The 25,224-nt window shown below is 70.3% G+C and carries 28 protein-coding genes; 2 read left to right on the top strand and 26 right to left on the bottom strand.

The window, feature by feature from the left end; genetic code table 11:
* Window positions 1–59: 59 nt before the first annotated feature.
* The 8 genes from AB5I40_RS41720 to AB5I40_RS41685 form a co-directional block, all read right to left on the bottom strand.
* The gene (locus AB5I40_RS41720; RefSeq protein WP_370935703.1) at window positions 60–665 is read right to left on the bottom strand and encodes a response regulator; all 606 of its coding nucleotides are present in this window, start codon (window positions 663–665) and stop codon (window positions 60–62) included.
* Window positions 662–1,891, bottom strand: a complete 1,230-nt coding sequence (locus AB5I40_RS41715; RefSeq protein ID WP_370935702.1) for a sensor histidine kinase — start codon at window positions 1,889–1,891, stop codon at window positions 662–664. Before AB5I40_RS41715 ends, AB5I40_RS41720 begins: the two co-directional genes overlap by 4 nt.
* Before the next feature lie 23 nt (window positions 1,892–1,914).
* A complete protein-coding gene (locus AB5I40_RS41710; protein WP_370935701.1) occupies window positions 1,915–2,655 on the bottom strand; it encodes an ABC transporter permease in 741 nt (246 codons plus the stop codon).
* Window positions 2,652–3,581 (bottom strand): ABC transporter ATP-binding protein, encoded by a 930-nt coding sequence (locus tag AB5I40_RS41705; protein ID WP_370935700.1) that lies wholly within the window; start codon window positions 3,579–3,581, stop codon window positions 2,652–2,654. Before AB5I40_RS41705 ends, AB5I40_RS41710 begins: the two co-directional genes overlap by 4 nt.
* Before the next feature lie 277 nt (window positions 3,582–3,858).
* Window positions 3,859–5,247 carry a glycine--tRNA ligase gene (locus AB5I40_RS41700; protein WP_370935699.1) on the bottom strand — a complete coding sequence of 463 codons (1,389 nt, stop codon included), beginning with the start codon at window positions 5,245–5,247 and terminating at the stop codon, window positions 3,859–3,861.
* 85 nt (window positions 5,248–5,332) lie between these two features.
* Window positions 5,333–5,992, bottom strand: coding sequence for a class F sortase (locus AB5I40_RS41695; protein ID WP_370935698.1), 660 nt, complete (start codon window positions 5,990–5,992; stop codon window positions 5,333–5,335).
* 174 nt (window positions 5,993–6,166) lie between these two features.
* A complete protein-coding gene (locus AB5I40_RS41690) occupies window positions 6,167–6,805 on the bottom strand; it encodes a class F sortase (RefSeq protein WP_370935697.1) in 639 nt (212 codons plus the stop codon).
* 3 nt (window positions 6,806–6,808) lie between these two features.
* Window positions 6,809–7,921, bottom strand: coding sequence for a hypothetical protein (locus AB5I40_RS41685; RefSeq protein ID WP_370935696.1), 1,113 nt, complete (start codon window positions 7,919–7,921; stop codon window positions 6,809–6,811).
* A 1,020-nt stretch (window positions 7,922–8,941) separates the two neighbouring features.
* Here AB5I40_RS41685 and AB5I40_RS41680 point away from each other — a divergent pair.
* Both AB5I40_RS41680 and AB5I40_RS41675 read left to right on the top strand, forming a co-directional pair.
* Window positions 8,942–9,391, top strand: coding sequence for an ArsR/SmtB family transcription factor (locus AB5I40_RS41680; RefSeq protein ID WP_370935695.1), 450 nt, complete (start codon window positions 8,942–8,944; stop codon window positions 9,389–9,391).
* A gap of 2 nt (window positions 9,392–9,393) precedes the next feature.
* Window positions 9,394–9,807: a Fur family transcriptional regulator gene (locus tag AB5I40_RS41675; protein WP_354736910.1), complete on the top strand. Its 414-nt coding sequence runs from the start codon at window positions 9,394–9,396 to the stop codon at window positions 9,805–9,807.
* 279 nt (window positions 9,808–10,086) lie between these two features.
* On the opposite strand, the gene AB5I40_RS41670 is transcribed toward AB5I40_RS41675, so the two are convergent.
* From AB5I40_RS41670 to hrcA, 18 genes are all read right to left on the bottom strand, one after another.
* Window positions 10,087–10,842: a TIGR03943 family protein gene (locus tag AB5I40_RS41670; protein WP_370935694.1), complete on the bottom strand. Its 756-nt coding sequence runs from the start codon at window positions 10,840–10,842 to the stop codon at window positions 10,087–10,089.
* A complete protein-coding gene (locus tag AB5I40_RS41665; protein WP_370935693.1) occupies window positions 10,839–11,858 on the bottom strand; it encodes a permease in 1,020 nt (339 codons plus the stop codon). The genes AB5I40_RS41670 and AB5I40_RS41665 overlap by 4 nt, the downstream gene beginning before the upstream one ends.
* A 416-nt stretch (window positions 11,859–12,274) precedes the next feature.
* Window positions 12,275–12,694, bottom strand: a complete 420-nt coding sequence (locus tag AB5I40_RS41660) for a hypothetical protein (protein ID WP_370935692.1) — start codon at window positions 12,692–12,694, stop codon at window positions 12,275–12,277.
* Window positions 12,691–13,509: an isoprenyl transferase gene (locus AB5I40_RS41655; RefSeq protein ID WP_370935691.1), complete on the bottom strand. Its 819-nt coding sequence runs from the start codon at window positions 13,507–13,509 to the stop codon at window positions 12,691–12,693. The genes AB5I40_RS41660 and AB5I40_RS41655 overlap by 4 nt, the downstream gene beginning before the upstream one ends.
* A 26-nt stretch (window positions 13,510–13,535) precedes the next feature.
* Window positions 13,536–14,312, bottom strand: coding sequence for a DNA repair protein RecO (recO, locus tag AB5I40_RS41650; RefSeq protein ID WP_370935690.1), 777 nt, complete (start codon window positions 14,310–14,312; stop codon window positions 13,536–13,538).
* A gap of 49 nt (window positions 14,313–14,361) precedes the next feature.
* Entirely contained in the window at window positions 14,362–14,829 is a 468-nt protein-coding gene (locus AB5I40_RS41645) for a CD225/dispanin family protein (RefSeq protein WP_370935689.1), read from the bottom strand.
* Between the two features lie 54 nt (window positions 14,830–14,883).
* Complete coding sequence (locus tag AB5I40_RS41640; protein ID WP_370935688.1) at window positions 14,884–16,005, bottom strand: RDD family protein; 1,122 nt, start codon at window positions 16,003–16,005, stop codon at window positions 14,884–14,886.
* A 170-nt stretch (window positions 16,006–16,175) separates the two neighbouring features.
* On the bottom strand, window positions 16,176–16,625 hold the full coding sequence (locus AB5I40_RS41635; RefSeq protein ID WP_370935687.1) for a DUF2752 domain-containing protein: 450 nt from the start codon (window positions 16,623–16,625) through the stop codon (window positions 16,176–16,178).
* Complete coding sequence (locus tag AB5I40_RS41630; protein ID WP_354736895.1) at window positions 16,622–16,951, bottom strand: CD225/dispanin family protein; 330 nt, start codon at window positions 16,949–16,951, stop codon at window positions 16,622–16,624. The genes AB5I40_RS41635 and AB5I40_RS41630 overlap by 4 nt, the downstream gene beginning before the upstream one ends.
* Before the next feature lie 76 nt (window positions 16,952–17,027).
* The gene (era, locus tag AB5I40_RS41625) at window positions 17,028–17,927 is read right to left on the bottom strand and encodes a GTPase Era (protein ID WP_344283965.1); all 900 of its coding nucleotides are present in this window, start codon (window positions 17,925–17,927) and stop codon (window positions 17,028–17,030) included.
* Complete coding sequence (locus AB5I40_RS41620; RefSeq protein ID WP_370935686.1) at window positions 17,924–18,262, bottom strand: cytidine deaminase; 339 nt, start codon at window positions 18,260–18,262, stop codon at window positions 17,924–17,926. Before AB5I40_RS41620 ends, era begins: the two co-directional genes overlap by 4 nt.
* The gene (locus AB5I40_RS41615) at window positions 18,255–19,580 is read right to left on the bottom strand and encodes a hemolysin family protein (protein WP_370935685.1); all 1,326 of its coding nucleotides are present in this window, start codon (window positions 19,578–19,580) and stop codon (window positions 18,255–18,257) included. Before AB5I40_RS41615 ends, AB5I40_RS41620 begins: the two co-directional genes overlap by 8 nt.
* A 9-nt stretch (window positions 19,581–19,589) precedes the next feature.
* Window positions 19,590–20,141, bottom strand: a complete 552-nt coding sequence (ybeY, locus tag AB5I40_RS41610) for an rRNA maturation RNase YbeY (RefSeq protein ID WP_354736889.1) — start codon at window positions 20,139–20,141, stop codon at window positions 19,590–19,592.
* A complete protein-coding gene (locus AB5I40_RS41605; protein WP_370940709.1) occupies window positions 20,138–21,184 on the bottom strand; it encodes a PhoH family protein in 1,047 nt (348 codons plus the stop codon). Before AB5I40_RS41605 ends, ybeY begins: the two co-directional genes overlap by 4 nt.
* Before the next feature lie 93 nt (window positions 21,185–21,277).
* The gene (locus AB5I40_RS41600; RefSeq protein ID WP_370935684.1) at window positions 21,278–21,655 is read right to left on the bottom strand and encodes a histidine triad nucleotide-binding protein; all 378 of its coding nucleotides are present in this window, start codon (window positions 21,653–21,655) and stop codon (window positions 21,278–21,280) included.
* A 422-nt stretch (window positions 21,656–22,077) separates the two neighbouring features.
* Complete coding sequence (locus tag AB5I40_RS41595; RefSeq protein WP_370935683.1) at window positions 22,078–22,830, bottom strand: 16S rRNA (uracil(1498)-N(3))-methyltransferase; 753 nt, start codon at window positions 22,828–22,830, stop codon at window positions 22,078–22,080.
* Between the two features lie 2 nt (window positions 22,831–22,832).
* Window positions 22,833–23,996 carry a molecular chaperone DnaJ gene (dnaJ, locus tag AB5I40_RS41590; protein ID WP_037813614.1) on the bottom strand — a complete coding sequence of 388 codons (1,164 nt, stop codon included), beginning with the start codon at window positions 23,994–23,996 and terminating at the stop codon, window positions 22,833–22,835.
* A gap of 51 nt (window positions 23,997–24,047) precedes the next feature.
* Window positions 24,048–25,073: a heat-inducible transcriptional repressor HrcA gene (gene hrcA / locus AB5I40_RS41585; RefSeq protein WP_370935682.1), complete on the bottom strand. Its 1,026-nt coding sequence runs from the start codon at window positions 25,071–25,073 to the stop codon at window positions 24,048–24,050.
* Between the last annotated feature and the right edge of the window lie 151 nt (window positions 25,074–25,224).

The raw sequence follows: 25,224 nt of genomic DNA, 5'->3' as shown, positions 1-25,224 counted from the left end.
CACAAAGCAGGCAGGAGCGCCAGAAAACCTCATCGGGGCGCTTTGGCGCGACGCCTGGGCTAGAGCCAGCCGCGTTCCTCGGACAGCCGCACCGCTTCCGCGCGGGTGCGCGCGCCGGTCTTCCCGATCGCCGACGACAGGTGGTTGCGCACCGTTCCGTCGGACAGGAAAAGGGATTTCGCGATGTCCGCGACCGTACTTCCGTCCTTGGCCGCGCTGAGCACGTCGCGCTCTCGGGCGGTCAGCGGGCTCGTCCCGGTGGCGAGCGATTCCGCGGCCAGCGCCGGATCGACCACCCGCAGTCCACTGTGGACTCGACGCACCGCCTCGACGAGCTGCTCCGGCGGCGCGTCCTTCACCACGAACCCGGCCGCGCCCGCCGCCATCGCCCGGGCCAGGTAGCCGGGGCGGCCGAACGTCGTGCAGATGATCACCCGGCACGCCGGCAGCGCGGTTTTCAGCTCGGCCGCCGCGGTGAGGCCGTCCATGCCGGGCATCTGCACGTCGAGCAGCGCGACGTCCGGCGCCGTTTCCTTCGCCGCGGCCACCACCTCGTCGCCGCTGCCGACCTGGCCCACGACCTCGATGTCGGCTTCCAGGCCGAGCACGGTGGCCAGCGCCCCGCGCACCATCGCCTGGTCGTCGGCCAGCAGCACCCGGATCACGCCAGTCCTCCAGCGGGTTCGGCCCGCACCGCGACGGCGGATCCGTCCGGGCTCGGCTCCGGGGCCTCGGCCCGGACGACCCATCCTCCCCCGGGCCGCACCCGCGTCGTCAACGTGCCCCCGACCGCGCCCAGCCGTTCGGACAATCCCCGCAGCCCGTTGCCCGGCGTGACGTCCGCCGAGGCACAGCCGTTGTCCTCGATCTCCAGCCAGTCGCGGCCCAGCCGCACCTTGACCGCCTTCGCCCCGGAATGCCGCAGCACGTTGGTGATCGCCTCGCGCAGCACGTAGCCGAACGTGCTGTGCAGCTCCGCCCGCACGTTGTCCACCGCGTGCGGCAGCTCGGCCTCGATCTCCGCCGCGCGCAACGCCGCCCGCGCCCCCGCGATCTCCGCGGGCAGCGACACTTCCCGGTACTCGGTCACTGTCGCCCGCACGTCAGACAGCGCGGAGCGGCTCAGCCCTTCCACCTCGCGGATCTCCTGCACCGCGCGGTCGATGTCGCCGGAGCTTTCCAGCACCCTCCGCGCCAGCCCGGACTTCACCGTGATCGTGGTGAGGCTGTGCCCGAGCAGATCGTGCAGATCGCGGGCGACCCGCTCGCGTTCGGTGGCGACCGCCAGCGTCGCGATTTCCTTGTTCGCCAGCTCCAGCCGCCGGATCGCCCGGATCAGGTTGGACATGAAGAACATCGCCAGCGTGACCGAGGCGACCGTGGTCACGTCGTTGATCCGGTCCGCCAGGTCCCCTCGCAGATACAGCACCAGCACCAGCAGGCCGAGCGCCGATCCGTCGAAGATGACCGCCCAGGCCGGCGGGAACAGGAAGGCCAGCGTCGCGGTGGCATAGAGCAGGACGTACGGACTGGCGTCGGTGAGCAGCGCGCTCAGCAGGCCCAGCACCAGCATGACCCCGCCGAACCAGAGTTTCATCCGCCGCGGCTTGCCGAACAGCGCGGGGAACACCCCGTAGCAAGCGGCGTAGGCGTAGATCGTGACGCCGAGCAGAATCCGCGCCCACAGCGGTCCGGGGTCCACGACCAGTCCCCGGGTCGCCGGGATCAGGAAGGGCAGCAGGAACGCCGCCGAGAAGATCGCCCAGCCCGGCTTGCCCGGCCCGCGCCGCCCTCCCGGCACCGGGTCGTCCCACCACGCCGCCCGGTCCTTGAGCGAGTATCCGGGCGAGGCCGGCTTGCCGGTCGTCGCCTCTCGGCCGAGTGGCCACACGTTCCTGTCCCCTCCCCGCCCGGTCAAACCCGAGCGCTGTCCTTACGGTATCGCCTGACCACGACAATCCCGAGCGCCAGCGTCCACGCGCCCAGCACGCCGACCGCCGTCGGCAGGCTCACCAGCAGCTGATTCGTCACCGCTGGCCGGGCCAGCCCGAGGACCCAGTAGGTCGGCATGATCTGCGCGACGTCGTGCATCCAGGACGGCATGCCCTCCAGCGGGATCCACAGCCCGCCGAGGAACCCGATGCCCAGCGTCACGATCATGCTGATCGGCTGCATCGACTCCGGCGTGCCGAACTGGCCCAGCAGCAGTCCGAGCAGCACCAGCGGAATCGTGCCGAGGAAAATGCCGAGGAAGACACGCAGCCAGCCCGCCGGGTCGAGGTGCACGCCCTGGGAGAAGGCCGCGATGGCCGGGACCAGGATCAGCGCGGGCAGCCCGGCGAGCATCCCGGAAAGCGCTTTGCCGCCGAGGTAGCCCGCACCCGACAGCGGGGTCAGCCGCAGCTGCCGCTGCCAGCCGCCGGCCCGCTCGATCGCGAGGCGGGCGCCGTTCGTGGTGGCCGCGGCGAAGGTGCCGAACGTCATCATGTTGACCATGAGCACGCCCGCGACCGCGACGTGGTCCGGCGCGGACTTGTCGGTGAACACCGTGGCCTGCAACAGGAACATGACGACCGGGAAGGCCACGACGAAGATCAGGAACCGCGGCGAGCGGAACAGCCTGCGGGTTTCGACGACCAGGTAGGCGGGATTCATCGGACTGCTTCTTCCGTCTCGTCGGAGGTCAGGGAAAGGAACGCGCCTTCGAGGCCGACCGCGCCGATCTCGATGTCGCGCACGGCCGGAACGGCGGCGAGCAAGGCGCGCAGGGTGGTGTCGGAGTCCGAACTGGACAGTGCGACGCGTTCGCCGCGCAGTTCGAAGGAAGTGACCGCGGGCAGCGTCGAGACCAGCTGGTCGCTGACCCCGGCCGGAAGCACCGCGCGGATCGTGCGGCCCCCGGCGAGCGCGCGGACCTCCGCGACGGACCCGTCGGCGACGATCTCCCCGGCGCGCATCAGCACCACCCGATCGGCGAATTCCTCGGCCTCTTCGAGGTAATGGGTCGCGAAGAGCACGGTGCGGCCGGTATCAGTGAAGGAGTACATCGACTTCCAGAACTCGCGCCTGCTGCCGACGTCCATCGCCGCGGTCGGCTCGTCGAGCACGAGCAGATCCGGGTCGGACACCAGCGCGACCGCGAATCGCACGCGTTGTTTTTGGCCGCCGGAAAGCTTGTTGGCCCGCCGGTCGGCGATGTCCTCGACGCCCGCGCTGCGCAACGCGTCCCGCACCGGCATCGGACGGCGGTGCAGTTTCGCGACGAGACCGACGGTTTCGCGCACAGTCAGGTCGTCCAGCAGCGTGCCGCCCTGCAGCATCGCCCCGATCATCCCGGCGCGCACCGCGTCGGCGGGCGTCTGGCCGAACACCGAAACGGTGCCCTCGTCGGGGGTGGTGAGCCCCAGAATCATGTCGACGGTGGTCGATTTGCCCGCCCCGTTGGGCCCGAGCAGCGCCACCACTTCCCCCGGCGCGATGGTCAGGTCGACTCGCTTGACCGCGCGCACGTCGCCGTAGCGCTTCGCGATCCCGCCCAGCCGGATCGCCGCCCCCGCCGCGATTTCCTGTGTGTTGTCCATGGCTTGAAGCCTGCCGCGCTTCGGGGGCCGGTACGCAGGCCGAGCGTCACGACCCGACCGTGACAGGTGTCAGGGGTGACCCGGGTTGAATGCCGGACGGCCCTTCCCCCGCGGTGCGGGAAAGGCCGTCCGGAAGGGTTTTCGCGTTGGTCAGCAGCCGAGCAGGCGACCGGCCAGGTACGACTCGACCTGGTTGCGCTTCGGCGTCGCGCGACAAAGCCGGACGGCCCTCCCCCGCAGTGCGGGAAAGGGCCGTCCAGAAGGGCTTTCGCGCCGGTCAGCAGCCGAGCAGCCGACCGGCCAGGTACGACTCGACCTGGTCGATCGAAATCCGCTCCTGGCTCATGCTGTCCCGCTCGCGAACCGTCACCGCGTTGTCCTCGAGCGTGTCGAAGTCGACCGTGACGCAGTACGGCGTGCCGATCTCGTCCTGGCGGCGGTAGCGGCGGCCGATCGCCTGGGCGTCGTCGAAGTCGACGTTCCAGTGCTTGCGCAGCCGCGCGGCCAGGTCGCGCGCCTTCGGCGACAGGTCGGCGTTGCGCGACAGCGGCAGCACCGCGGCCTTGAACGGCGCGAGCCGCGGGTCGAGGTGCAGCACGGTGCGCTTGTCGGTGCCGCCCTTGGCGTTCGGCACCTCTTCCTCGTCGTACGCGTCGACCAGGAACGCCATCATCGACCGGCCCACGCCCGCGGCCGGCTCGATCACGAACGGGCGGTAGCGCTGGCCCGAGGCCTGGTCGAAGAACGACAGGTCCACGCCCGAGTGGTTCGAGTGCGTGGTCAGGTCGAAGTCGGTGCGGTTGGCGATGCCTTCCAGTTCGCCCCACTCCTGCCCGGCGTTGAACGCGAACCGGTACTCGATGTCGACGGTGCGCTTCGCGTAGTGCGAGAGCTTTTCCTTCGGGTGCTCGAAGTGGCGCAGGTTCTCGGCCTTGATGCCGAGGTCCTTGTACCACTCGGTGCGCGCGTCGATCCAGTACTGGTGCCAGGTCTCGTCCTCGCCCGGCTCGACGAAGAACTCCATCTCCATCTGCTCGAACTCGCGCGTGCGGAAGATGAAGTTGCCCGGCGTGATCTCGTTGCGGAAGGACTTGCCGACCTGGCCGATGCCGAACGGCGGCTTCTTGCGCGACGCGGTCTGCACGTTGAGGAAGTTGACGAAGATGCCCTGCGCCGTCTCCGGGCGGAGGTAGGCGAGGCCTTCTTCGGTCTCGACCGGGCCGAGGTGCGTCTTCAGCATCATGTTGAAGTCGCGCGGCTCGGTGTACTTGCCGCGGGTGCCGCAGTTCGGGCACGGCACCTCGGACAGGTCGTCCTCGGTCGTGGTCTTGCCGGTGCGCGCCTCGAAGTCCTCGGCGAGCTGGTCGGCACGGAACCGCTTGTGGCACGAAAGGCACTCGATCAGCGGGTCGGTGAACACGTTCACGTGCCCCGAGGCGACCCACACCTGGCGCGGCAGGATGACCGAGGAATCGATGCCGACCACGTCCTCGCGGCCCTGCACGACGGTCTTCCACCACTGGCGCTTGATGTTGTCCTTCAGCTCGACGCCGAGCGGCCCGTAGTCCCACGCCGACCTGGTGCCGCCGTAGATCTCTCCCGACGGGAAGACGAAGCCACGGCGCTTGCACAGACTGACGACGGTTTCGATTTTGTTGGCGGGCACTCCACGCTCCGGACGCATGCGGGGACAGTTATCGGAAGGTCCAGCGTATCCGGCCGGGCCCCGGAGCCTCCGCGCAGGTCGGAGGTCACGAACGGGTGACCGGCGAGGCCGTCACGACCCGGTTGTCGTCGTAGCCCTCCTGGCCGCCCACGTAGTCGCCGCCGCACGTGACGAGCACCAGCCGGTGCGGGCCGTCGGGGTCGAAGAGTTTCGCGGATTCGGCGGCGAGATCCGATTTGTGGATCGTGCGCGCCTCGTCGATCTTGTACTCCCACTGCTTGCCCGCGGCGTCGGTGACAGTGACGACCTGGCCCGGTTTCATCCGCCAGAGCTCCTGGAACGGACCGGTCTTGCCGGCCCAGTTGACGTGCCCGGACAACAGGGTGACGCCCTGCGCGGCTCCGACGCCGGATCCCCACCAGGCCGCTTCGCCGAGACTCTTCGGGATCGGCAGCGCGCCGTCCGCGCCGACCTCCTCGGCGATCAGCTTCGCCTGCCCGCCGCCGGGCAGCTTGACGGTGCCGGGAGTCTGCCCGGGGTCCGGCTGGGTGTTCCCGGCTTGACTGCTTCCGGCTTGGCCGCTGCCGACCTGCGCGGTGCCGGTCTGCTGCTGCGGCTGCGCGGCGTTGTCGTTGCCGGTGAAGAAAATCAGCACCGCGGCGATGACGGCTGCCACGACCGCGACGGCCGCCGCGACGATCAGTGCGCCGCGTTTGCGTGCTGGTTGGGCCTGTGTCCCCTGCATCGTGCTCCCTGGTCTGGAGGTTTCTCCGGGGAGACATGCGGCGGGACGGCAAAGGGGTTGCAGGGATTTTCGGCGGGGTTGCGGGTTTCTTCGCGGCCTTGGTGTCCGCGGGCGTTTTCGGATGACGGAACCCGTCGCGCGGACGCCGTCCCTGAGCGGCGCGGGCCGGCCGGTTCAGTCCGGACGGGATACCAGGTCCGCCGTGACGATCCGGTTCTCGTCGTAGCCCTCGGTGCCGCCGACGTAGTCGCCGCCGCAGGTGACCAGGACCAGGCGGTGCGGGCCGGTCTGGGCGAACCAGCCGGGGGCCTGCGCCGGCAGCTGTTCCTTCGGGATCGTGGTCGCGCCGGTGACGCGGTAGAGCCAGCGGCCGCCGGAAGCGTCGACGATGCTGACGTTGTCGCCGGTGTGGACGCGCCACAGGTCGTCGAAGGGTCCCTTCGCGCCGGCCCAGTTGACGTGCCCGGACAGCACCGCCGCGCCTTGCTGCGCGCCGAGCCGGGCACCCCACCACGCGGCGTCGCTGAGGCCGCGCGGGATCGGCAGGATGCCTTTCTGGGTGATCTCGGTGCGCTTCAGCCGGGCCTCGGAGCCGTCGGGCAGCCGGATGCTGCCGGGGCGTTGCAGGCCGATCGCCTGGCCGTCCGAGGGCAGTTCGGCGGGCGCGCCGTCCTCGCCCGGCAGCGAGCCGGGCGGCGGGTCGGCCACGACGGTCTGGTCCGGGGCGGGCACCCAGGTCAGGACGATCACGCCGGCCGCGATCGCGAGGACGGCGATCACCGCCGACACGACCGTCAGCACGGTGCGCGGCACGGCCTATTCGCCGCGGGTGCGCACGACCCGCGCCGCCGCACGGCGCCGGCCGAGGACGATCGCGACGGCCCCGAAGAGCAGCCCGCCGCCGAGCAGGCCGAAGCCGAGCGGCAGTCGCAGGTCGTCGGACGGCGCGGAGGCCGCGGCGCCGAGGTAGCCGGCCGGGACCTCGGTGGGCACCGACGGCTGCTGCACGGTGGCGCCGCTGCCCGAGCCGTTGCCCGCCGCGGCGACGAAGTTCTTCGGGATCGAGCAGCTGACGCCGCCGAGCACCATGGTGGTCTGCACGTCGCTCAGCTTGGTGTCCTTGGCGTCGCGCGCGTGCGTGGTGATCTCGACGCGCCAGCCCGCCTGCGCGGTGACGTCGCCGGAGCGCCAGCCGTCCTGCTTGATCAGCTGGTCGAAGGAGGAAATGCGGGACACGACGATGTCGGAGACGGTCTTGCCGGGGTCGCTCTGCGGCACGCTCGTGGGCGAGCCCATCTTGAGGCCGGTGACGCTGAGCGTCCCGTTGGCGGGCATCGCGACCTGCTTCAGCGCGTCGTCCTCGCCGCGCACCCAGACGCGGGCGGCCGTGGTGGAGCCGGTGGCCTTGCCGGGACCGGAGCAGTCGACCGAGCTGCGCGCGCCCTCGAGGACCAGCATCGTGTTGTCGAGCGCTTTGGGCTTCTTGCGGCCGTTGTCGCGCAGCGCGTAGTTGGTCTCCGCGACCGCGGTGGGCACGTGCGTGGTCTGCAGCGCGGCGACGACCTGGTGGTCGCGGCTCGCGATGCCCGCCGGGTACGGGCTCGCCGAGCTGTCTCCGTATTTGCCGAGGTCGATCTCGTAGTTCGGGCCGAAGGTGTTGCGCTCGCCGTCGTTCTTCGGCACCGCCACGCGGTCCGTGCCGAGCTGCGACTGGCCGGGGGTGAGCGGGGACCGCTGGGTCTCGGTGATCAGCGCGCCGCCGTGCTGCGGGTCGCCGCCGAGGCGGACCGACGCCACGTTGGCGAACGACACCGGCCCGGTCTTCTCGTCGACGGCCTGCCCGGCCGGAGTCTGCGCCGCGGCGGCCGGAGCCAGGGCGGGAAGTGCCACCAGGGCCGCCACCGCGGCCTTCGTCACGAAACGAGTCATGTCTCCCCACTGCCCTCCGGCAACCCCGAGCGATCCGCCACTGTACGAGACGCGACGAAACGCCCCCGCGACAACCTTGCACCGTCCGCCACGACTTGCGAAGCCGACAAGCCAAATCTTCCCGAACTCACCCGATCGGGTCACGCGGAAGGCTAGTCCCCGCGCGACCCGGCGATCACCGGGCCCGGGGAAGGGAACACTACGATGGCGGCGACGGTTATCGGCAATGACATCCGGCTTCGGAAACGCCGCCCCCCGGCAGGCCACGGTTCACGCCGTCGCCGTGCGCGGGAGGCCGCGGCCGAGACGGGCGGCGGGACGCGAGTGGAGGCAGCGATGACATCGGCACCTTCGAGCGCCTTGTCCGACGGCCTGGGGGCCGGGTCTCCGGGTTCGTCGAGTTCCGCTGGGGCGGGTTCCGCCGGGGCAAGTCCTGCCGGAGCAGGTTCCGCTGGGGCAGGTTCCGCCGGGGCGGGTTCAGTCGCTCTGGGTTCCGCCGGAGCGGGTTCCGCTGAGGCAGATTCCGCCGGAGCGAGTTCAGTCGCTCCGGGTTCCGCGACGGTCGAGAGCGCCGAGGCATCCGCACCACACATCCACCCGGTCGTGGCAGCCGAGGCAAGCTCGGCAGGCCCGGATCCGGCAACGACCAGGAACGTCGAGGCCTCAGTGAAGAATCCCGCCGAGGGCGAGACAGCCGCAGCACGTCCGGCCACGGACTCGGCTGCAAGCGCCGAGACGTCCGCTGAGTCCGCTGCCGCAGACAGGGCAGCCTCACCGCCCCCAGCCACGGACCCCACCACGAGCGCCGAGGCGTCCACGAAGCCCGCTGCCGCGAACAAGGCGGTCGCAGCACGTCCAGTCACGAGCTCGGCCGCCGCCGCGAGCGTCCAGGCGTCCGCAGAGCCCGCTGCAGGCGAGACAGCCACACCACGCCCAGCCACGACCACGGCCGTCGAGGCGTCTGTGAAGCCCGCCGCGGCAGACGAGACGGCCGCAGCGAGTCGAGACGTCCGAGATTCCGTGGCCAAGGACATCGAGCCATCGGCGGGGCCCGGCTCCGATCCCGCGGACGAGGCGGTCGGCGGCGGGCAGGCGGAAGCGCCCGCGGACCCGCCGCATCCCGTTGGCGCGGGCCGTTCGGACGGCTCGGCTGGCCGGTCCGCCGCGTCCGGACCGGCGGTCCTGCCCCCGGGGGTGCTCGCGGACGCGGGCGAACTGCTCCGGGCGCTCGCCGCTCCGGTGCGGATCGCTATCGTGCTCCAGTTGCGGGAGGCGGACCGGTGCGTGCACGAGCTCGTGGACGAACTCGACGTCGCCCAGCCGTTGATCAGCCAGCACCTGCGCGTCCTCAAGACGGCGGGCGTGGTGCAGGGCGAGCGGCGCGGTCGCGAGGTCGTCTACCGGCTGGTGGACGATCACCTGGCGCACATCGTCGTCGACGCGGTCGCCCACGTGCAGGAAGGGAAGTGACGATGTCCTCGATCCCCAAGCCGGTCCCGGTGCCCGGCCGGCGCTCCACGAAGCAGCGTGCGGCGGTGGTCGACCTGCTCAGCACCGTCGACGACTTCCGCTCGGCCCAGGAGCTGCACGACGAACTCCGCAAGCGCGGCGACGGCATCGGCCTGACCACCGTCTACCGGACGCTCCAGTCGCTCTCCGAAGCGGGCGAGATCGACGTGCTGCGCACCGACTCCGGCGAGGCGATCTACCGCCGCTGCTCGTCGCACCACCACCATCACCTCGTGTGCCGCGTGTGCGGGCGCACGGTGGAGGTCGAGGGTCCCGCGGTGGAACGCTGGGCGGAGAAAATCGCGGCGGACCACGGGTTCACCGAGATCAGCCACACCGTGGAGATCACCGGCACCTGCGCCGAGCACGCGAGCTGACCCTCTTCCGGGCCGCGACCTGCTCTGAGGCTGGCCGGGGCGGGCAAGCCGTGCCGCTGCGTGGCTGTCTGGCCGCAGGGGTTTCGCAACTCTGAGCTACTCGGACCGATCGCGGTCAGGTTCCGTTTGCGGCCTTCTCAAGCGGCACGGGCTTGAGTGGGCACGCGGGACCGGAACCGCTCCGGGATCAGCCGACTGGCTCAGGTGCACCGGGCGGGTGGGCGCGGCGGTCCGCGTTCCGAGGCGGTCGCGCCCGAGGGGTCGGGGATATCGCTCCCTTCAGTACTCATACGGGTCCTTCGGCGCGGTGATCCGTTCGACTGTCGCCGGGACCAGGTCCGGCGTGTAGCTGTTGGCCTCGGTCGCGGTGCCCGGGACGATCTGGCCCGCGACGCGCAGCCAGGTGTCGCTCGGGAAGCGGTCGGCGCCGCCGCCCTTGAGGTGCACGGTGACGGGGGCCGCGTCGGCCGCGCAGCAGCTGATCACCAGGCGGGCCAACAGGGTTTGGCCTCCGGTGTGGACGACGAATCCGGAGACTTCGACAGTGCGTCCGTTCATGGTGCCGTTGGCGTCCCAGCCCGCGCGCGTGACTACCTCGTTCATCGCCATGGGCACGACTGCTCCGGCGGGGAGCGGCGGGAACGCGGCCGCGGACGTGGTCGCGGCGCTGGCGGGCAGGCGGGCTTCGGTGCGGGTGACCGAATCCGCGCCGAGAGCGGGCGGGGCGACCAGAAATACCGCTAGTACCGGGACGACCAGCAGCCAGGCTGAACGCGCGGGGTGATGGTGGTGGCCGTGTGCGTCTGGATGTTCCGGGTCCGCTTCGGATTCTTGGGCTGCTTTCGCCGCGGCGCGTGCGGCCGTGATGTCGCGGACGATGGCTGTCGCGCCTAGCACCAGCATCACTGCGCCGCCGGCGATGATCCATGGTTGCTGGGCTGGTTTTACGTAGCGCAGGTAGTCGCCGTTGAGGGCGATCTTCACCAGGGCGCCGCCGAGCAGGATCAGCAGGACGTTTTGGGTTTCGCGCCTCATCGGACTCCTCCGAGGAAGATCACGCCCGCGATGGTGCCGCAGGCGATCGCCACCACGAAGGTGACCGGGGCGAACCGTGCGGCGAAGGATCGGCCGAAAGTGCCTGTCTGCAAGGCGAAAAGCTTGACGTCGACGGCGGGGCCGACCACCAGGAACACCAGTTTCGGCAGCAACGGCACAGCGGTGAGCGAAGCGGCGACGAAGGCATCGGCCTCGCTGCACAGCGCGAGGACTACGGCCAGAACCGCCATCACTACGACGCCGACGATTATCTGCCCGGACAACACTTCGAACCACTTCGCGGGCACGAGAACGTTGAGGGACGCGGAAATCAGCGCGCCGAGGACGAGGAATCCGCCGGCCTCCACGAGATCGGTGCGGGCGGTTTCGGCGAAGACGCGCCATCGCTGTCCTGGCTGGACGTCGGGCAGGCGGCGCAGCGCACGTTCGGTGATCCACGAGAGTTTGCCCCAGCGGGCCCAGATCCAGCCCATCACCATCGCGGTGGCGAGCGATCCGGCGAACCGCGCGAAGACCATTTCCGGGCGGCCGGGGAAGGCGACCGCGGTGGCGACCAGCACCACCGGGTTCACCGCGGGCGCGGCGAGCAGGAAGGTGAGCGCGGCGGCGGGCGCGACGCCTTGGCCGATCAATCGCCGCGCGACCGGGACCGACGCGCATTCGCAGCCGGGCAAGGCGACTCCGGCCAGCCCGGCGACGCCGACCGCGGCTGACGCCCTCTTCGGCAGCACCCGTTCCAGCGCACGGGCGGGCACGAAGGCGGCGATGGCGCCGCTGATCAGCACGCCGAGCACGAGAAACGGCAACGCTTGCACGCACACCGCGACGAACACGGTGGACCCGGTGCGCAGCGCGGGCACGTCGAAGAGGTCCTGGAGCTTGCTTTGCGCGAGGACAGCCACGAGCAAGACGGCGCACAGGATCTCGATGGAGCTGATTCGGAACCGCCGCGTGCGGGGGCGCTCCTCGGCGGCGTTGTTGGAAAGGGTTTCCACGAAGGCGATGATGCCAGCCGGGTCCGACAGAACCCCAGCCGCAGGTGTCGCGAGGGGTCCCCTCGCGCCGGTTTTGCGTGAATGTCACTCGATTGGGAGGGAGGAAGGGGCGGAATCGGGCGGGTGGCGCGGGAATGGGGGCGGGTGGAACAGCTTGGACAGAAGGGGTGGGCGACCAAGGCGCTCAGGCAGCGAGCCGCCGCTGGTCCGCGACGACCGAGCAGGCTAGGCAACAGCGCGGACACCGAGATCGGCCGAACCACGACGACTCGGACACGGCGGCACACAGCCGAGCCGCGCGCCAAGCCTGGTCAGGAAACAGAAACCAGCTCAGGCCGCTATCTCAAGCAACACGCCGCCCAGCCAGAGTCCGGCTCAAGCAAGGCAACACGCCAGCGCTCAGCCAGGAACCCGGTTCAGGCCTCTACCCCAGGCAACTCAGTCCGAAGCTGCGAAGCAGTAGAAACCACCAGCATCAGCAAAGTCCCCAACGGCGACGGATCCATCCCCTCCGCCGGGAACGCGTACCGCAACGTCACGTCGACCCCGCGCTCGGTGTGGCCGACGCCCAGAGTCCCGAACAACCCCTGCCCGGCCCGCTCCGCGACCGCGACCGCCAGGGACGGGTCGTCGGGCAGGTCCCAGGCCACCACGCAGGTCAGGCTGAGGACCGTCAAGCCGTCGGCGAGGCGGGTCGCCTGGATGACGCACGGGACGTCCGCGTGGGAAAACGTGATCGCGCCGTCGTCGTCGACGTGGACTTCCAGGTACCGTTCCAGCGCCTCGCGCGCACGGGTGAGCAGCGCTCCGGTCTCGGCGGCTTCCGCGGTGCTCATTTCGTGCTCCCTGCCTGGTCCACCGCGCCGCCGAACCGGCGGTCGCGCTTGGCGAAGTCGAGGCACGCCTGCCACAGGTGCGTCCGGTCGAAATCCGGGAAAAGCGTGTCCTGGTAGACCATCTCCGCGTACGCCGACTGCCACACCAGGAAGTTCGACGTCCGCTGCTCCCCTGAGGGCCGCAGGAACAGGTCGACGTCCGGCATTTCCGGCTGGTACAGGTACTTCCCGATGGTGCGCTCGTCGATCTTGTCCGGGTTGATCTTCCCCGCCGCGACGTCCTGGCCGATCCGGCGCATCGCGTCGCCCAGCTCGGCACGGCCGCCGTAGTTGACGCACATCGTCATGTTGAGCTTGGTGTTGTTCTTGGTCTTCTCTTCGGCGATCTGCAGTTCCTTGATCACGCTGGCCCACAGCTTCGGCCGCCGCCCGGCCCAGCGGATGCGCACGCCGATCGAACCCAGGTAGTCGACCTGGCGGCGGATGGTGTCGCGGTTGAAGCCCATCAGGAAGCGCACTTCCTCGGGGCTGCGCTTCCAGTTCTCCGTCGAGAACGCGTACACCGACAGCCACTTCACGCCGATTTCGACCGCGCCGCTCGCGACGTCGATCATCACGGCCTCGCCGCGCTTGTGGCCCTCGATCCGCGGCAGGCCGCGCTGGTTGGCCCAGCGGCCGTTGCCGTCCATGACGAGCGCGACGTGCTTCGGCACCAGGTCCGGCGGGATTTCCGGCGGTTTCGCGCCCGAGGGGTGCGGCTCCGGCTCCCGCTGCTCGTACCCCGCCGAGCGGGTCTCCCGTCCCCTGCGCAGCACTCGCGGCCTCCTGAAGAATGGACTTTCTACCCGGCCGACCCTACTGGGCCCGGCCCGGCAACCTCCCGGGCACGCCGCTCCACGAGCGGAAGCGACCGCAGCTGCCGTTCCAGATGCCACTGCAGATGCGCCGCGACCAGGCCGGACGCGTCGCGGCGGGTGATCCCGGGCGACGATTCGGCGACCGCCCACTCCCCCTGCAGCAGCGCGTCCAGCAGGGTCAGCACCTCGGGCGAGGGATGCACGGAACCGGCGATGCGGCAGTCCGGGCACATCGAGCCGCCCGCGGCGACGTTGAACGCGGCGTGCGGGCCGGGCAGGCCGCAGCGGGCGCATTCGGTGATCGCCGGGGCCCAGCCCGCGTAGGCCATGGCCCGGAGGAAGAACGCGTCGAGCACCAGCGACGCGTCTCGCTGCCCGCCAGCGAGGGCTCGTAAAGCGCCTACGACCAGCAGGTACAGCTTCAGAACCGGTTCGCCCTCTTCAGCTGAGAGCCGGTCCGCGGTTTCCGCGATCGCGGACGCCGCGGTGTAGCGCTGGTAGTCGGCCACCAGCGGCAGGGCGAACGCGTCGACGGTCTCGACCTGGGTGATGACGTCGAGCGACCGTCCGGGATAGAACTGCACGTCCACGTGCCCGAACGGCTCCAGCCGCGCCCCGAAGCGCGACGACGTGCGCCGCACGCCCTTCGCGACGGCCCGGACCTTGCCGTGCCGCCGCGTGAGCAGGGTGACGATCCGGTCGGCCTCGCCCAGCTTGTGCGTGCGCAGCACCACCCCGGTGTCGCGGTAGAGGTTCACCACCCCGACATCGTCGCACTTCGCCGTCGATGCCGGGGCGGGACACCCTGGTTCAGCAGTAGCTGCCGGTGCAGTAGTAGCTGTGCACCTCGGACGCGGCCACGAGGCTGATGATGATCATGATGATCGCGAACACCCAGCCGAGCGCGCCGATGATGGTGGCGACGAGGCACAGCGTGCGCGTCGTCTGCGACGACTGCTGGGCCATCGCGTAGTTGCCCTGCATCTTGTACGTCTGGACTTCGTTCGACTTCATGATCGCGAAGATCGCGATGATCCACATCAGGAAGATGCAGCCGATCGCCCAGCCCTTGTAGTCCTTGATGGCGCTCATGTCGCCGCCGGGCTGGCCGCCGTAAGCGGGCTGGCCGTACGGCGCGGGCTGGCCATAGGGCTGCTGCGGGTACGGCTGCGCGGGCGTCGCGCCGGACTGCGGGTACGGCTGCTGACCGTAGGGCTGCTGCGGCTGGCCGCCGTAGGGCTGCTGGGGCTGCTGCGGCTGGCCGTAGGGATTGGTCATCTGGGTTCCCCCGAGTTTCTCGTGCTTACCGTGCTTACCGTGATCCGGTGCGGATCAGGACTGTGCCGGACCGGGCTCCGGTGTCTCCGGCTTGATCATCTGCGTCGCTTCCGGCTCGGCTGCCGGCTTCACGACCTGGGTGCGTTCGGCGGCGCCGAACGCTTCGGAAGGTGACTGCTGAGGTGCGGCCGGGCGCACGACCTGGGTCGGCTCCGGCTGCTCGAACGCCGTGGGGCCCGGCTGCTGCGGAGACGCTCCGGCGGGCGGCTGCGCGAATCCCGGCTGCGGCTGGCCCGGTTGGACTGGCTGGCCGAACGCGGCCTGAGGTTGGCCTGGCTGGCCGAACGGGGGCTGCGGCGGGACGCCCGGCTGCCCGAATCCTTGCTGCGGCGGGGTTCCCGGGACCGGCGGCTGGCCGTACCCCGGTTGCGGAGCCCCGAATCCGCTTGGTGCGGCGGGAAATCCGGCGTTCGGCTGCGCGGGGAACCCGCCCGAGACCGGCTGACCGAACCCCGGCGCGGCGCCCGGCTGTCCGGGGAACCCGCCCGGCTGACCGAATCCCGGAGCGGCTCCCGCGAAACCGCCAGGCTGCCCGAATCCGCCGGGCTGACCGGGAAATCCGCTCTGCTGCCCGAATCCCGCGCCCGGCGCACCCGAAGGCGCGGGCTCCGCGGGCACCACGATCGTGCTGAGAATCTTGTCCGAGAACGTCTGCGCCTTGTCGTCCCACAGCGGCCACAGGAAACCGAGCGCGAACGCCATGCTGTCCAGCGCGTGCGCGACGTCGCGGACGAACGCCATCCCGGCCCCGATCGGCTCGCCGGTGGCCTCGCTGACGAGTTTGATGCCGACGATCCGCTTGCCCAGCGATTGGCCGGTGTTGCCGCCGTTGATCCAGCGGTTGAAGACTGTCCAGGCGAGATTGCCGAGAATCGCCAGCAGGTAGACGATCGTGCCCGCGACGCCCGACACCAGCGACACGAGCACCGCGATCAGGATCCCGGCCAGGAACGGGGCGAAGTCGATGAGGTAGGCGCCGGCGCGCTGGCCCCAGTCCGCGTAGACCCGGGCGGGGCCGTACGGCTGGGGGTAGCCCGGTGCCTGCTGTCCCGGCGGCGCGCCGAACGACGGTCCGCCTTGAGGCGGGCCGCCGGGCTGGCCGTAGGGATAGGTCATCGAGTGTCCCCCTCGTTCGTGGTCTCGGCAGGCGAGCGCTGACGGTGGCCGCGGTGGACACGTCAGTGCGCGGGAGCGTACCTCGTCCAACCGGGATGGGCCGAGCAGGTGTCCGCATCAGGTCACGCGTGGGACGCGACGGCCCCGGACCAAGCGAAAACGGGGCCAACTCAGACGGACAGGCCGGTGAACGGCGCGAGCGGAATGTTGCGCGCCACGAACCACAAGACGAACACGACCGCGACGACGTGCGGCGTCCAGCGCCAGTGCAGCCAGGACCGCATCGGCGCGCCGCGCAGCCGTCCCATCGTCCACACGAGACCGCTCCACGCGAACAGCGCGACGAACACCAAAGCCACCGCGTTGTAGTGCAGTGCGGCGGAAAAATCGCCGTGCAGCACGCTGTAGGCCATCCGCATCCCGCCGCAGCCGGGGCAGTCGATCCCGAAAAGCAGCTTCGTCGGGCACACCGGAAGCGGGCCGCCGGGCGTGGTCGGATCGCCGAACCACACCGCGACGCACGCCAGGCCGATCCCGCCCGCCGCGGCCGCGGGACCGGCGAGAGCCCTTGCCACCGCACGGGTTCCGCGCGCCGGCTGTCCAGTGTAGACGGTGCTCAATGGAACCAGAGCACGTTTCCGGCGATCAGCAGGACGACGAGCGCGACGAGCACGTACAGCCCGATCAGGATGGCGATGCTGAGCGCCGACCACATCGCCCACTTGCGCGCCTCGTCCGCCGCGCGGTGCGCTTCGGCCGCGTATCCCTGGTACCACAAGGTGTTCACCTGGCTGGCCTTGACGATCGCGACGATCCCCAGCGGCAGGCAGCAGAACACGGTCGCGAGGATCGCCCACACCAGGTTGCTGTCCGGCGGCGGCGGGTACTGCGGCGGGTAGCCGTACGACGGAGGGTACGGGCCCTGCGGCGGATACGGGCCGGTCATGCGGTCCCCCTGGACAAATCGGATACGGTTCGGCCTGACGCTACCTGCCCGCGCCGCCGGACACGACGGGAACCGGTCAGAAACCGAGCCGGCGCAGCTGCTTCGGGTCCCGCTGCCAGTCCTTGGCCACCTTGATGTGCAGGTCGAGATAGACCTTCGTGCCCAGCAGCCGTTCGATGTGCTTGCGCGCGGTCGCGCCGACCTCGCGCAGCCGTTCGCCCTTGTGCCCGAGGATGATCCCCTTCTGGCTGGGGCGTTCCACGTACAGCAGCGCGTGGATGTCGATAAGGTCGTCGCGGTCTTCGCGCGGGATCATTTCCTCGACGGTCACCGCGATGGAGTGCGGCAGTTCGTCGCGGACGCCTTCGAGCGCGGCCTCGCGGATCAGCTCGGCGACGAGGGTCTGCTCGGGCTCGTCGGTGAGTTCGCCGCCCGGGTACAGCTGCGGCCCTTCGGGCAGCCGCTGCACCAGCAGGTCGGCGACCGTCTGCACCTGGAAACCGTCCACAGCGGACACCGGCACGAGGTCGGCGAACTCCATCACCTCTTGCAGCGCGACCAGCTGCTCGGCGATCTGTTCCGGCTTCACCAGGTCGGTCTTGGTGACGACGCCGATCACCGGGGTGCGCCGGGCGATCTTCTTCAGCTCGGCCGCGATGAACCGGTCGCCGGGGCCGATTTTCTCGTTGGCGGGCACGCAGAACCCGACGACGTCCACTTCGGACCAGGTCTCGTGCACGACGTCGTTGAGCCGCTGGCCGAGCAGCGTGCGCGGACGGTGCAGGCCGGGCGTGTCGATGATCACCAGCTGCGCGTCGTCGCGGTGGACGATGCCGCGGATGGCGTGCCGGGTGGTCTGCGGCTTGCTGGAGGTGATCGCGACCTTCGTGCCGACGAGCGCGTTGGTGAGCGTCGATTTGCCCGCGTTGGGGCGGCCGACGAAGCAGGCGAATCCGGAACGGTGCGGCTCGGTCACGAGTGCAGCACCTCGACCACGGCGCCCGACGGATCGGCGAAAACGATCGGCGCGGCGCTGGACACGTCGCGGACCGCGTGCACGGACGCCTCGGCGACGAGCGCGTCCGCGGTCACGACAGCGGCGGCTTCGAGGCCTTCGGCACCGCTGGAGAGCGCGGCGGCGACGGCGGCCTGCACAGCGGTGAGCTTGAACGACGGCTGGTCGACGGTGGCGGCGGCGTAGGTGCGGCCGTCGCTGTCGCGGACCGCGGCGCCTTCCGCGGCGCCGGTGCGCGCGCGGGCCGAACGGGCCAGCGTGACCAGTTTCTGGTCCTCGGCGTCGAGGTCAGGCATGTTCGACTCTCCTGTCGTGCTCTTGCGGCTGGGGCGGGCGGGTGCGCGGGCGCGCGGAGGACGGCCGGACGACCACGGACGTGATGCGCATCCGGCCGCGGCGGTCCTTGCCCCCTTCGGCGAACAGCCGAAGACCGGCGACCTCGGCTTCGGCCCCCGGCAGCGGGACCCTACCCAGTCGCTCGGCGAGCAGCCCGCCCACGGTCTCCACGTCGTGGTCTTCGAGGTCGATGCCGAACATTTCGCCGAGGTCGTCGACGCCGAGCCGGGACGACACCCGGACCGAGCCGTCTTCCAATTCCTCGACCTCGGGGCGCTCGTCGGCGTCGGACTCGTCGGTGATCTCGCCGACGATCTCCTCGAGGATGTCCTCGATGGTGAGCAGGCCGGCGGTGCCGCCGTACTCGTCCACCGCGATCGCCATGTGGTTGTGCGTGCGCTGCATTTCCTTGAGCAGCTCGTCGAGCCGCTTCGAGTCGGGCACGAAGCTCGCCGGGTTCATCACCGCGTCGACGACCGTGCTCGGCCCGTCCGGGCCCATGTACTCGGACATCAGGTCTTTGATGTTGGCCACGCCGACGATGTCGTCCACCGAATCGTCGATCACCGGAACGCGGGTGAAACCGGTGCGCAGCGCGAGCGCGAGGGCTTGGCGGACGGTCTTGGTGCGCTCGATCCACACGATTTCGGTGCGCGGCACCATGACCTCGCGGGCGACGGTGTCGCCGAGCTCGAACACCGAGTGGATCATCTCGCGTTCGGAGTCCTCGACGACGCCGCGTTCCTGGGCGAGGTCGACCAGTTCGCGCAGTTCGACTTCGGAGGTGAACGGGCCTTCGCGGAAGCCGCGGCCGGGGGTGATCGCGTTGCCGAGCACGATCAGCAGCCGCGACAGCGGGCCGAGGACCGTGCCGAGAGCGCGGACCGGTCCGGCGACGATCATGCCGACGCGGTACGGGTGCTGGCGGCCGATGGTGCGCGGGCCGACGCCGATGATGACGTAGCTGACCACGACCATCACGACCGCCGACACCAGGATCGCGAGCCACAGCCGGTCGAACCAGGCGACGAAGGACACGGTGACCAGCACCGTGGCGGTGAGCTCGCAGACGAGCCGCAGCAGGAGCAGCAGGTTGATGTGCCTGCGGCGTTCGGCGACGACCGCGGCGAGCTGGCGGGCTCCGACGCGGCCGGCGCGGACGAGGCCGTCGACCCTGGCTTGCGACACCGTGCCGACGGCGGCGTCCGCGGCGGCGAACACGCCCGCGAGCAGCACCAGCGTCACCGCGATGACGACCTGTGCCGGGGGATTTCCCATGGTCGGAGCCTAGGAGGTTTCCCCGGGCTGCGGCACGTCGAGCCCGGCGATGCCGAGCACGCGGTCGTCGACGTCGCGCTGCGCGTCGCGGGCCTGGTGCGCCGCGACGGCGGCCTGGAATTCGCCGAGGATCCGCTTCTGCAGCCCGAACATCTCGCGTTCCTCCGCGGGTTCGGCGTGGTCGTAGCCGAGGAGGTGGAGGCAGCCGTGGACGGTGAGCAGGTGCAGTTCGTCGATCAGCCGGTGGCCCGCGGTTTTCGCCTGGTCTTTCGCGAAGGCCGGGCACAGCACGATGTCGCCGAGCAGCGCCGGGGACGAGTCGGGCGCGTCGGGGCGGCGGGACGAGTCGAGCTCGTCCATCGGGAAGGCCATGACGTCGGTGGGCCCGGGCAGGTCCATCCAGCGTTCGTGGAGGTCTTCCATCACCTCCAGGGTGACGCACAGGATGGACAGCTCGGCGAGCGGGCTGACCTCCATTTTCTCGAGGGTGTAGCGCGCGGCGGAGACGATGGACGCCTCGTCGACGTCGACGCCGGATTCGTTGGCGATCTCGATGCTCATCGGCGGGTGCCCTTCCAGCCGCCGTTCTGCTGCTCTTGCGCGTCCTGCACGGCCTGCCACTTCTCGTACGCGTCGACGATGTCGCCGACCAGTCGGTGCCGGACGACGTCCTGGCTGGTGAGCTCGGCGAAGTGCAGGTCCTCGACGCCGCCGAGGATGTCGCGCACGACGCGGAGCCCGCTGCGCTGCCCGCCGGGCAGGTCGATCTGCGTGATGTCGCCGGTGACGACGATCTTCGCGCCGAACCCGAGGCGGGTGAGGAACATCTTCATCTGCTCGGGCGTGGTGTTCTGCGCCTCGTCGAGGATAATGAACGCGTCGTTCAGCGTCCGGCCGCGCATGTAGGCCAGCGGTGCGATTTCGATCGTCCCCGCCTGCATCAGCCGCGGAATCGACTCCGGCTCGACCATGTCGTGCAGCGCGTCGTAAAGCGGCCGCAGGTACGGGTCGATCTTCTCGTTCAGCGTCCCCGGCAGGTACCCGAGCCGCTCGCCGGCTTCAACGGCCGGACGGGTCAGCACGATCCGCGTGACCTGCTTGGCCTGCAACGCCTGCACGGCTTTCGCCATCGCGAGATACGTCTTGCCCGTACCCGCGGGACCGATCCCGAACACAATCGTGTGCTTGTCGATCGCGTCGACGTACTTCTTCTGGTTCAGAGTCTTGGGCCGAATGGTCTTCCCGCGCCGCGACACGATGTTGAGGCTCAGCACCTCCGCGGGCGACCCGTCCCCGCTGGACAACATCCCCACAGTCCGCCGCACCGTGTCCGGCCCTACCTGCTGCCCACCACCAGCAAGCTGCACCAGCTCAGTAAAGACACGCTCCGCGAACGCCACATCAGCCGCAGCGCCGGTCAACGTGACCTCATTGCCGCGCACATGCACGTCAGCAGCCAGCAGCTCTTCCGCCACCCGCAAATTCTCGTCCCGCGACCCCAGAAGGCTCAGCTGAGCCCCGTCCGGGATCGGAAATCGGACCTGTGCCTCGGCCGATACCCGATTGTCAGGTCGGGCGGCTCCACCCGTCTCAGTTCCGGCCACGTGGCCTCGGTCCTGCTTTCTGCGCACTTCGCAAGTCAACGTACAGGGACCCTTGAATGCTACTTGCCCAGATCCCCGCCCCGCAGCCCGGTTTCAGTGCACCCCGGCCTGCGGCCGCCCGAACAACCCCAACTGCTCCCCACCGAGCACATGGGCGTGCACATGAAACACCGTCTGCCCAGCATCAGCATCAGTGTTGAACACCACCCGATACCCACTGACAGAGACGCCCTCGATCTCCGCCACCTTCCGAGCAGTCAACAAGACCCGAGCCAACAACCCCGGATCCGCCTCAGCAAGTTCCCCCACGTTCCGATACCGCTTCCGCGGAACCACGAGCACATGCACCCGCGCCTGCGGATTGATGTCCCGAAACGCGAACGTGGCGTCGTCCTCGTACACCACGTCAGCCGGAATCTCCCCGGCAATAATCCGCTCGAACAACGTCTCCGCAGCACCAGCATCGCTCATGGCCCCACCCTACAAACAGACGCCAACGCTCGACACTGACCGCAACCAACGAACGCCACGCAACAACCGGATGCACCCAACGCAACCGACGCACGGCAGGCAACCACCGCACCGTGGGGGTCCGGGGGCTCGGCCCCCGGGAGTAATGGCGAAACAGCGGCGGCGAAGTATCGCGCCAGCGATACGAAGACGCCGCGGCGCGGTGGAGCCTGGGGGTCGCTCCACCGCCGCCGCGGCTCCGCCGGACCGAGGGGGGAGGTGCCCGGCGGGGTTCTGGTTCGTACTCAAGAGTAATGCCCGCCGGTGGGCGGGCTGAAACCCTCGTGTTTCGCACGTTGCGAAGCAGAGTAGCCGCCGGGGGTGCGGCGCGCCATCACCTGGTGCGGATGTTTAGGGGTTCTGCCGGGTTTTCCGGTTCTGTGTCAGTGCCAGCGGCCGGTGAGGACGCCGAGTGCGCCCAATGCCACGGCGGCCGCGGTGGAGGTGCGGAGGACCGTCGGGCCGAGCCGGACCGTCGTGGCTCCGGCCTCTTCGAGGGCCGTGAGTTCTTCGTCGGTGATGCCGCCTTCCGGGCCGACGACGAGCAGGATGTCGCCTCCGTCGGGGAGGTCGAGGTCGGTGAGCCTGCTGGTGACGCCGGATTCGAGGACCAGCGTCGCGGACATCGTCGCGGCCAGCTGCGCGAGTTCGCGTGTGCCGACCGGTTCGGCGACGGCGGGCACGTGGGCGCGGCGGGCCTGTTTCGCGGCGGAGCGGGCGGTTGCGCGCCAGCGGGCGAGTGCTTTCTCGCCGCGGGGTCCGTCGTCCCAACGAGCAACGCTGCGGGCGGCGCGCCAGGGCACGATCGCGTCCGCGCCGGCTTCGGTGGCCAGTTCGACTGCGAGTTCCCCGCGGTCGCCCTTCGCGAGCGCTTGGGCGACGTGGACGCGCAACGCGGGCGGTTCCTCTTGCCACCGCTCGAGAACGGTGAGGGTGACCGTGGCCGCGCGGCCCGCTTCAACGGCCTCCACGGCGCAGCGGGCCATCGCGCCGGCACCGTCGGAGAGCACGAGCTGCTCCCCCACGCGCAGCCGGCGCACGGTGGCCGCGTGCCGGGCTTCCTCGCCGTCGAGCAGCGCCCGGCCTTCGGCGGGCACTGCCGGGGCGAGGAAGACCGGCAGGGTGGTGTCCGGCACCGTCAGCGGTTCTTCGCGCGCAGCTTGGAGAACAGGCCGCCGTGCTTGCTGCCGTTGGCGGCGAGCGTCGGGACTTCTTCGCCGCGCTGCTGGGCCAGGTCGACGAGCAGGTCGCGCTGGGCCTCGTCGAGCTTGGTGGGCACCACGACGTCGATGTGCACGTGCAGGTCGCCGCGGCCGTCGACGCGGCCGGACGAGCGCAGCCGCGGCATGCCCTTGCCGGTGAGCACCAGTTCGGTGTTGGGCTGGGTGCCGGGTTCGATGTCGAGTTCGTAGTCGCCGTCGACCAGGGTGGCGATCGGGACCGTCGCGCCGAGCGCCGCGGTGGTCATCGGGATGCGGAAGTTGCAGTGCAGGTCGTTGCCCTCGCGGACGAACACCTCGTGCGGCGCCTCGTCGATCTCGACGTACAGGTCGCCCGCCGGGCCGCCGCCGGGGCCGACCTCGCCCTGTCCGGACAGCCGGATCCGCATGCCGTCGCCGACGCCGGGCGGGATCTTCGCGGTGACGCCGCGCCGCGACCGGATCCGGCCGTCGCCGCCGCACTGGCGGCACGGGTCGGGGATGACCTCGCCGAAGCCGCGGCACACCGGGCACGGGCGCGCGGTGACGACCTGGCCGAGGAACGACCGCTGCACGGACTGGACCTCGCCGGCTCCGCCGCAGGTGTCGCAGGTCTTGGTGCTCGTGCCCTCGGCGGTTCCCGCGCCGCGGCACAGGTCGCAGACGATGGCGGTGTCGACGGTGATCTCGCGGTCGACGCCGGTCGCGCACTCCTCGAGGGTGAGGCCGAGCCGGATCAGCGCGTCGGAGCCGGGCTGCACGCGGCTGCGCGGCCCGCGTCCCCGGCCGCCGCCTCCGCCCGCGGCTCCGAAGAACGCGTCCATGATGTCGCCGAGCCCGCCGAAGCCCGCGAACGGGTCGCCGCCGCCTCCGCCGCGGCCGCCCCCGTCCATCGGGTCGCCGCCGAGGTCGACGATCTTGCGCTTCTGCGGGTCGGAGAGCACCTCGTACGCGGTGGTCACCTCGCCGAAGCGGTGCTGGGCGTCCTCCGACGGGTTCACGTCGGGGTGCAGCTCACGGGCCAGCTTGCGGTACGCGCGCTTGATCTCCTGATCGCTCGCGTTCTTGGCCACCCCGAGGATCCCGTAGTAGTCCCTCGCCACGTTGCTCTGCCTTCTCCTTCGTGTTCCGCCGCTTTCCCGGCCTGCCGCCGGTCAGCGGCCGGACAGGATCTGCCCCACGTAGTTGGCGACCGCGCGGACCGCCGCGATCGTGCCGGGGTAGTCCATCCTGGTCGGCCCGACGACGCCCATGCCCCCGAGCAGCATGTCGTCCCGGCCGTAGCCGATGGACACGACCGAGGTGCTGCGCATCTGCTCGTCTTCATTTTCCTCACCGATGAGCACGGTGACCGCACCGGGGTTGCGGGCCGCGGCGAGCAGCTTCAGCACCACCACCTGTTCCTCGAGCGCTTCGAGCACCTGGCGGAGCGAACCGGGGAAGTCCGCGACGTTGCGGGTGAGGTTGCCGGTGCCGCCGAGCACGATCCGCTCTTCCGGGTGCTCGACCAGCGATTCGACCAGCATGGTGCAGATCCGGGTGAGGTGGTCGCGCAGGTCGGCGGGAGCGGCCTCGGGCAGCTCGGCCACGTTCGCCGCGGCGTCGGCGAGGCGCCGCCCGGCGAGCGCGCCGTTGAGCACGGTGCGCAGCCGCAGCACGGTTTCCTCGGTGACCACGTCGCCGAGGTCGACCGTGCGCTGGTCCACCCGGCCGGAGTCGGTGATCAGCACGAGCATGAGCCGCGCGGGTGTGAGCGGAACCACTTCGAGGTGGCGCGCGACGGTGTTGGTGAGCATCGGGTACTGCACCACCGCGACCTGGCGGGTGAGCTGCGCGAGCAGCCGGACCGACCGGCGCAGCACGTCGTCGAGGTCGGTGCCCGAGTCGAGGAAGCTGGTGATCGCGCGCCGCTCGGCGCTCGACAGCGGTTTGATCTCCGAAAGCCGGTCGACGAACAACCGGTAGCCCTTGTCGGTCGGGATCCGCCCGGCGCTCGTGTGCGGCTGGGCGATGTACCCCTCTTCCTCAAGGGCCGCCATGTCGTTGCGCACGGTGGCACTGGAAACGCCGAGGTTGTGCCGCTCGACGATCGTCTTCGACCCGACCGGCTCCTGGTTCGAGACATAGTCGGCGACGATCGCGCGCAGCACCTCGAAGCGACGCTCGTCCGTGTTCGCCACCGGCACCTCCTTCGCGGTCCTCCTGCTACTCACAACGAGTTTACGGACCCGGGAGTGCCCGGCGCGCCCTCCGGTCCGGACCGCCGCGGGTAAATGGCAGGCAAACAATTTTTAATAGCGACGAACCGGGCAACTCGGATCTTCGCTTGCA

It is taken from the genome of Amycolatopsis sp. cg13 (assembly GCF_041346965.1).
Taxonomy (GTDB): domain Bacteria; phylum Actinomycetota; class Actinomycetes; order Mycobacteriales; family Pseudonocardiaceae; genus Amycolatopsis.
This window is presented reverse-complemented; position numbering and strand designations above follow the sequence as displayed.